Genomic DNA, 7441 nt, shown 5'->3' with positions numbered 1-7441 from the left:
GAACGGGGTCCGGCGCGGGGGAGGGCCCGAAGCGGTTCACCTATCAGGGGTGAGTCGCACGGGTGACGGGGTGCACGGCGGACCGGTGAAGCGGTGCTGAGCAGGTAATGGGGCGGTACGGAGCCGTCCGTCCCCGTTCATGACGGCACGCGGGGGAAAGCGCGCTCCACGGGGGCTCCCGCACTTCGAAGGGGGACGCCCGCCCGTATGCTGGCAGCGCGTTCGTTCAGTCCCAGGAACTCCAGGAAGCGGCGGTCATGCGCGTTTATGTCCCTCTGACCCTCCCCGGTCTCGCCGAGGCGTACCGGACCGGTGAGCTCGGACCCGCCCCGCTGTGCGCCTATGCCGTGACCCCCGCGCTGCGCGAGTGGTACCTCTCCGAGGACGTCGAGGAGCTGGAGTACGCGGCGCTCGGCCGTGCCGCCGAGGCGTCGCTGCGCAGGATCGCCCAGGACCCGGACGCCGCGCGCCGCCGTGTGGTCGTCGCCCTGGACGTGCCGGACAAGGCCGCGGTCAGCGACCCCGACCGGGGGCTGGAGCAGGCCGCGCTGGGCCAGGTGCGGCTCGCGGCGGCCGTGCCGCTGGCGAAGGCGGCGGCCGTGCACGTGGACTCCCGCGACGCGGAGACGGACGTCGCCGCCGCGGCGGAGGCGCTCGAGGCGGCGGACGGGGGCGACGACGACGCGCAGTTCGTCGTGGACGGTGCCGAGGACCACGACCTGATGTGGTTCGGCGTGCAGGAGATCCCCTCCCTGATCTGAGGGCCTGAGCGGCGTCCGGGCCGGATCCGGTGATCTTCGTCGCGGAGCGATGTCGTACCCCGCCGGTACCGTCGAGTTCATGGGGAAGCACGTGGCACACATCGTGTGGGATTGGAACGGCACTCTTTTCCACGACATCGACGCGGTGATCTCGGCGACGAATGCCGCTTTCGCCGAGATCGGCCTGGAGCCGATCACTCTTGAGCGGTATCGGGAGCTCTATCGGGTCCCGGTGCCGGAGTTCTACAGGAGGCTGATGGGGCGCCTGCCCACGACAGCCGAATGGGAACATATGGATGAAATTTTCCATCGGCATTACCGGGACCATGCCCCGCGCTGCGGCCTCGCGGAGGGCGTCGAGGGCCTGCTGGCGGACTGGCAGGGCGCGGGCGGCACCCAGTCGATCCTCTCCATGCACGGCCACGAGGAGCTCGTCCCCCTCGTCCGCGGCTTCGGGATCGAGCCGAGATTCGTCCGCGTCCAGGGCCGTACGGGCCCCTCTGGAGGCGGCAAGTCCGAGCACATGTCCCGCCATGTCGCGGGCCTGGACGGCATATCCCCGCGGCGCACGGTCATCATTGGTGACGCCGTCGACGACGCCCTGGCCGCCGCGCACGTGGGCGCCTATGCCGTGCTCTACACCGGCGGGTCGCACAGTCGGGCGAGCCTCGCCGAGGCGGGCGTACCGGTGGTGGACAGCCTCGCGGACGCCGTCGCCGAGGCCCGGCTGCTCGTCGGCTGACGGTCCCCCGTGGCATCCCCCGTGACGTCCCGCGTGATCCGCACGGGAGGGAAGTCGCTGGTCCGGGGCCGGGCGGGCGGAGCGGGGCGGTCCCGTGCGTTCTGCCGGTGCCGCAGGCCGTCGGCTTTGGACCCGGATATGGCCCGGATATGGCCTGGATGCGGCCCGGGCGTGGCCCGGGTGTGGTACGTCACCCGGACGTCCCCCGCAAAAGCGATAGCCTTGTCGGGTGATCAGCGCGATACCCGTCAGGGGCGACGACGCTCCTGCCCTGCGCCCGGAATGCCGCAGCATCCGGGCAGCTGCCGCTGATTCCTCCCGTGCCGGGGCACATCGAGATTCCATCAAGATCGTTCCGGTCACCTCTCATTCCGGCATAACGTCGTCGACGACGGGAGAACCCGCGTCGCCGCGTGATCGCCTTCACCACCTATGTCACGCAACGGCGCGCGACAGGAGCCAGAGGACATGCAGACCAAGCTGGACGAAGCCAAGGCCGAGTTGCTCGAAAGGGCGGCCCGCGTCGCCGAGACCGGTCCCGCCGGGGGACACCCGGTCGGACCCAAGGGCGAGGGCGCGCTCGACCCCGAGACACTGACCGCCTACCTCCAGCGCTACTACCTGCACACGGCGCCCGAGGACCTCACGGGACGGGACCCGGTCGACGTCTTCGGCGCCGCCCTCTCGCACTACCGGCTCGCCGAGAACCGTCCGCAGGGCACCGCCAACGTGCGGGTGCACACGCCCACGGTCGAGGAGAACGGCTGGACGTGCAGCCACTCCGTCGTCGAGGTCGTCACCGACGACATGCCCTTCCTGGTGGACTCCGTCACCAATGAGCTCTCCCGTCAGGGCCGCGGCATCCATGTCGTGATCCACCCGCAGATCGTCGTCCGCCGTGATGTCACCGGACGCCTGCTGGAGGTCCTCGGCTCCGCCTGCGACGCGCACGGCGAGGGCAAGGACGCCGTGCTGCCGCACGACGCCCTCACCGAGTCCTGGATCCACGTCGAGATCGACCGCGAGACCGACCGCGACGACCTCAAGCAGATCACCGCCGACCTGCTGCGCGTGCTCTCCGACGTCCGCGAGGCCGTCGAGGACTGGGAGAAGATGCGCGACTCCGCGCTGCGCATCGCGGAGGACCTGCCGTCCGAGCCCACCTCCGACGTGCCGAAGTCCGAGCTCGACGAGGCCCGCGAGCTGCTGAAGTGGCTGGCCGCCGACCACTTCACCTTCCTCGGCTACCGCGAGTACGAGCTCCAGACGGTCCGCGGCGACGGCGGCGAGGAGGACGTCCTGGCCGCCCTCCCCGGCACCGGCCTCGGCATCCTGCGCTCCGACCCCAAGCACCACAACGAGGGCCACCACGCCGGTCCCGTCTCCTCGTCCTTCAACCGGCTGCCCGCCGACGCCCGCGCCAAGGCCCGTGAGCACAAGCTGCTCGTCCTCACCAAGGCCAACAGCCGCGCCACCGTGCACCGCCCCTCCTACCTCGACTACGTCGGGGTGAAGAAGTTCGACGCCGACGGCAACGTCATCGGCGAGCGCCGCTTCCTGGGCCTGTTCTCCTCCGCCGCGTACACCGAGTCCGTGCGCCGCGTCCCCGTCGTGCGCCGCAAGGTCGCCAAGGTCCTCGCCGACGCCGGGTTCTCGCCCGACAGCCACGACGGCCGCGACCTGCTCCAGATCCTGGAGACCTACCCGCGCGACGAGCTCTTCCAGACGCCCGCCGACCAGCTGCGCACCGTCGCCACCAGCGTCCTCTACCTGCAGGAGCGCCGCCGTCTGCGGCTCTACCTGCGCCAGGAGACCTACGGGCGCTACTACTCCGCGCTCGTCTACCTGCCGCGCGACCGCTACACCACCGGCGTCCGCCTGCGCCTGATCGAGATCCTCAAGGAGGAGCTCGGCGGCACCAGCGTCGACTTCACCGCGTGGAACACCGAGTCGGTCCTCTCCCGGCTGCACTTCGTCATCCGCGTCGAGCCGGGCTCGACCCTCTCCGACCTCACCGACGCCGACGTCGAGCGCATCGAGGGCCGCCTGGTCGAGGCCGCCCGCTCCTGGGCCGACGGCTTCGCCGAGACGCTCACCGCCGAGGTGGGCGAGGAGCGCGCCGCCGAGCTGCTGCGCCGCTACGGCCACGCCTTCCCCGAGGGCTACAAGGCCGACCACACCCCCCGCGGTGCCGTCGCCGACCTCGGCCACCTGGAGAAGCTGACCACCGCGGGCGGCGACCGCGACTTCGAGCTCAGCCTCTACGAGCCGGTCGGCGCGTCCCCCGAGGAGCGCCGCTTCAAGATCTACCGCACCGGTGAGCCCGTCTCCCTCTCCGCCGTGCTGCCGGTCCTGCACCGGCTCGGCGTCGAGGTCGTCGACGAGCGCCCGTACGAGCTGCGCTGCGCCGACGGCACGACCGCGTGGATCTACGACTTCGGGCTGCGGGTGCCCGAGCGCATCGAGGGTGACGACGCCCGCATGCGTTTCCAGGAGGCGTTCGCCGCCGTCTGGACGGGCGAGGCGGAGAACGACAACTTCAACAAGCTCGTGCTCCAGACCGGTCTCGACTGGCGTCAGGCCATGGTGCTGCGCGCCTACGCGAAGTACCTGCGCCAGGCCGGCTGGTCGTTCAGCCAGTCGTACATGGAGGACACCCTCAGCAACAACGTCCACACCACGCGCCTCCTGGTCAACCTGTTCGAGGCCCGGATGTCGCCCGCGCTCCAGCGCGCCGGGACCGAGCTGACCGACGGGCTGCTGGAGGAGCTGGACGGCGCGCTCGACCAGGTCGCCAGCCTGGACGAGGACCGCATCCTGCGGGCCTTCCTGACCGTCATCAAGGCCACGCTGCGGACGAACCACTTCCAGCGCAACCGTGAAGGCAAGCCGCACCCCTACCTGTCCCTCAAGCTCGACCCGCAGGCGATCCCGGAGCTCCCGGCACCCCGCCCCGCGTACGAGATCTGGGTCTACTCCCCGCGCGTCGAGGGCGTGCACCTGCGCTTCGGCAAGGTCGCGCGCGGCGGTCTGCGCTGGTCCGACCGGCGCGAGGACTTCCGCACCGAGATCCTCGGCCTGGTCAAGGCGCAGATGGTGAAGAACACCGTCATCGTGCCGGTGGGCGCCAAGGGCGGCTTCGTCGGCAAGCGGCTGCCGGACCCGTCCGTGGACCGCGACGCGTGGCTGGCGGAGGGCATCGCCTCGTACAAGACCTTCATCTCGGGTCTGCTCGACATCACCGACAACATGGTCGGCGGCGAGGTCGTGCCCCCGAAGGACGTCGTGCGCCACGACGGGGACGACACCTACCTGGTCGTCGCCGCCGACAAGGGCACCGCGACCTTCTCCGACATCGCCAACGAGGTCGCCCAGTCGTACGGCTTCTGGCTCGGTGACGCCTTCGCCTCCGGCGGCAGCGCGGGCTACGACCACAAGGGCATGGGCATCACCGCCCGCGGCGCCTGGGAGTCCGTCAAGCGGCACTTCCGCGAGCTGGGGCACGACACCCAGACCGAGGACTTCACGGTCGTCGGCGTCGGTGACATGTCCGGTGACGTGTTCGGCAACGGCATGCTGCTGTCGGAGCACATCCGGCTGGTGGCCGCCTTCGACCACCGCCACATCTTCCTGGACCCGAAGCCGGACGCGGCCGTCTCCTACGCCGAGCGCCGCCGTCTGTTCGAGCTGCCCCGTTCCTCCTGGGCGGACTACGACACGAGCCTGCTCTCCGCGGGCGGCGGCATCCACCCCCGCACGGCGAAGTCGATCCCGGTCAACGCGCAGGTGCGCGAGGCCCTCGGCATCGAGGCGGGCGTCACCAAGATGACCCCCGCCGAGCTGATGAAGGCCATCCTGCGCTCGCCGGTCGACCTGCTGTGGAACGGCGGCATCGGCACGTACGTCAAGGCGTCCACCGAGTCGCACGCCGACGTCGGCGACAAGGCCAACGACGCGATCCGCGTCGACGGCCAGGACCTGCGCGTCAAGGCCGTCGGCGAGGGCGGCAACCTCGGTCTGACCCAGCTCGGCCGCATCGAGTTCGCCCGCGCGGGCGGCCCCGACGAGACGGGCGGCCGGATCAACACCGACGCCATCGACAACAGCGCCGGCGTGGACACCTCGGACCACGAGGTCAACATCAAGATCCTGCTGAACGCGCTCGTCGCGGACGGCGACATGACCGTCAAGCAGCGCAACAAGCTGCTCGCGGAGATGACCGACGAGGTCGGCGAGCTCGTCCTGCGCAACAACTACGCGCAGAACGTGGCCCTGGCCAACGCCGTCTCCCAGGCGCCCAGCCTGCTCCACGCCCACCAGCGGATGATGCGCAGGCTCTCCCGCGACGGCCGTCTGGACCGCGCCCTGGAGTTCCTGCCGACCGACCGGCAGATCCGCGAGCGGCTCACCGCGGGCCGCGGGCTGACCCAGCCGGAGCTGGCCGTCCTGCTCGCCTACATCAAGATCACCGCCGCGGAGGAACTGCTCACCACCACCCTCCCGGACGAGCCGTACCTGGAGCGCCTGCTCTACGCGTACTTCCCGAAGGCGCTGCGGCAGTCGTTCGGCGAGCAGATCGACGGGCACGCGCTGCGTCGCGAGATCGTGACGACCGTTCTGGTCAACGACACGGTCAACAGCGGTGGCACGACCTTCCTGCACCGCCTGCGGGAGGAGACCGGCGCCTCGCTGGAGGAGATCGTCCGGGCGCAGACCGCGGCCCGCGAGATCTTCGGCCTGGGCAAGGTCTGGGACGCCGTCGAGGCGCTCGACAACACCGTCCCGGCGGACGTGCAGACCCGCATCCGGCTGCACTCGCGCCGCCTGGTCGAGCGCGGCACCCGCTGGCTGCTCAACAACCGGCCGCAGCCGCTCCAGCTCGCCGAGACCATCGAGTTCTTCCGGGACGGCGTGGCGGCGGTCTGGTTCCAGCTGCCGAAGCTGCTCAAGGGCGCGGACGCCGAGTGGTGGCAGTCCATCCACGACGAGCTGGTGGCGTCCGGGGTGCCGGACGACCTGGCCGTGCGCGTGGCGGGCTTCTCGTCGGTCTTCCCGGCGCTCGACATCGTCGCCGTCTCGGACCGCACCGGCAAGGAGCCGCTCGACGTCGCCGAGGTCTACTACGACCTCGGGGACCGGCTGCACATCACCCAGCTGATGGACCGGATCATCGAGCTGCCGCGCTCCGACCGCTGGCAGTCCATGGCCCGCGCCTCCATCCGCGAGGACCTCTACGCGGCCCACGCGGCGCTCACCTCGGACATCCTGTCCGTCGGCAACGGCGGCTCCGCGCCGGATGAGCGCTTCGGGCTGTGGGAGGAGAAGAACGCGGCGATCCTCACCCGGGCGCGCACCACGCTCGACGAGATCCGCGGTTCGGACTCCTTCGACCTGGCCAACCTGTCGGTCGCGATGCGGACCATGCGGACGCTGCTGCGGACGCACAGCTGACGCCTGAGTGAACAGGGGGCGGCCCCGGGGAGAAATTCCCCGGGGCCGCCCCTTTTGTCGGCTTGAATCGTGTTAAGAGATCCCCATGAAGGTCGTGACACGGCTTGCCCCGGCCCCGGCGGCCGCGCCCCCGAAGGCCCCCGACGTGCTGCCGCCGCGCCGGGAGGCGGTCCGCGCGGCCGCCCTCTACCTGGCGCTGGCCGCCGTCGGCTTCGGGGTCCTGCTGCTGATCAACCATCACCTCGGGCGCGGGACGGAGCAGCTGCTGCGCCGCTGGGACAGCGGCAACTACCTGCACATCGCCAAACGCGGCTATCCGGGTGAGATTCCGTACGGCTCCGACGGCGAGCCCAAGTTCAGCATGATCGCCTTCTTCCCGATGGTGCCCGCGCTGATCAGGGCGGTGCACCTGCTGACCCAGCTGCCGTACGCGTACGCGGGGGTGGTGGTCTCGTGGGCGGCGGCGACGGTGGCCGCGGTGGGGGTC

The 7441-nt window shown here is 70.8% G+C and carries 3 protein-coding genes and 1 pseudogene; all 4 read left to right on the top strand.

Going from position 1 to position 7441, the window contains the following annotated elements; all coding sequences use genetic code 11:
* Nucleotides 1-257 precede the first annotated feature (257 nt).
* Nucleotides 258-761 (top strand): hypothetical protein, encoded by a 504-nt coding sequence (locus K6I34_RS27195; RefSeq protein ID WP_229329667.1) that lies wholly within the window; start codon nucleotides 258-260, stop codon nucleotides 759-761.
* 79 nt (nucleotides 762-840) lie between these two features.
* Nucleotides 841-1503, top strand: a complete 663-nt coding sequence (locus tag K6I34_RS27190) for an HAD family hydrolase (RefSeq protein ID WP_229329665.1) — start codon at nucleotides 841-843, stop codon at nucleotides 1501-1503.
* Nucleotides 1504-1971: 468 nt separating this feature from the next.
* Nucleotides 1972-6954, top strand: a complete 4983-nt coding sequence (locus tag K6I34_RS27185) for an NAD-glutamate dehydrogenase (RefSeq protein ID WP_229329663.1) — start codon at nucleotides 1972-1974, stop codon at nucleotides 6952-6954.
* An 85-nt stretch (nucleotides 6955-7039) separates the two neighbouring features.
* Nucleotides 7040-7441, top strand: a pseudogene (locus K6I34_RS27180) (hypothetical protein); the annotation flags it as partial.

This window comes from Streptomyces sp. UNOC14_S4, assembly GCF_020740835.1.
Taxonomy (GTDB): Bacteria; Actinomycetota; Actinomycetes; order Streptomycetales; family Streptomycetaceae; genus Streptomyces.
The sequence above is the reverse complement of the archived record's forward strand: the minus strand, read 5'-3'. Positions and strand labels throughout refer to the sequence as shown.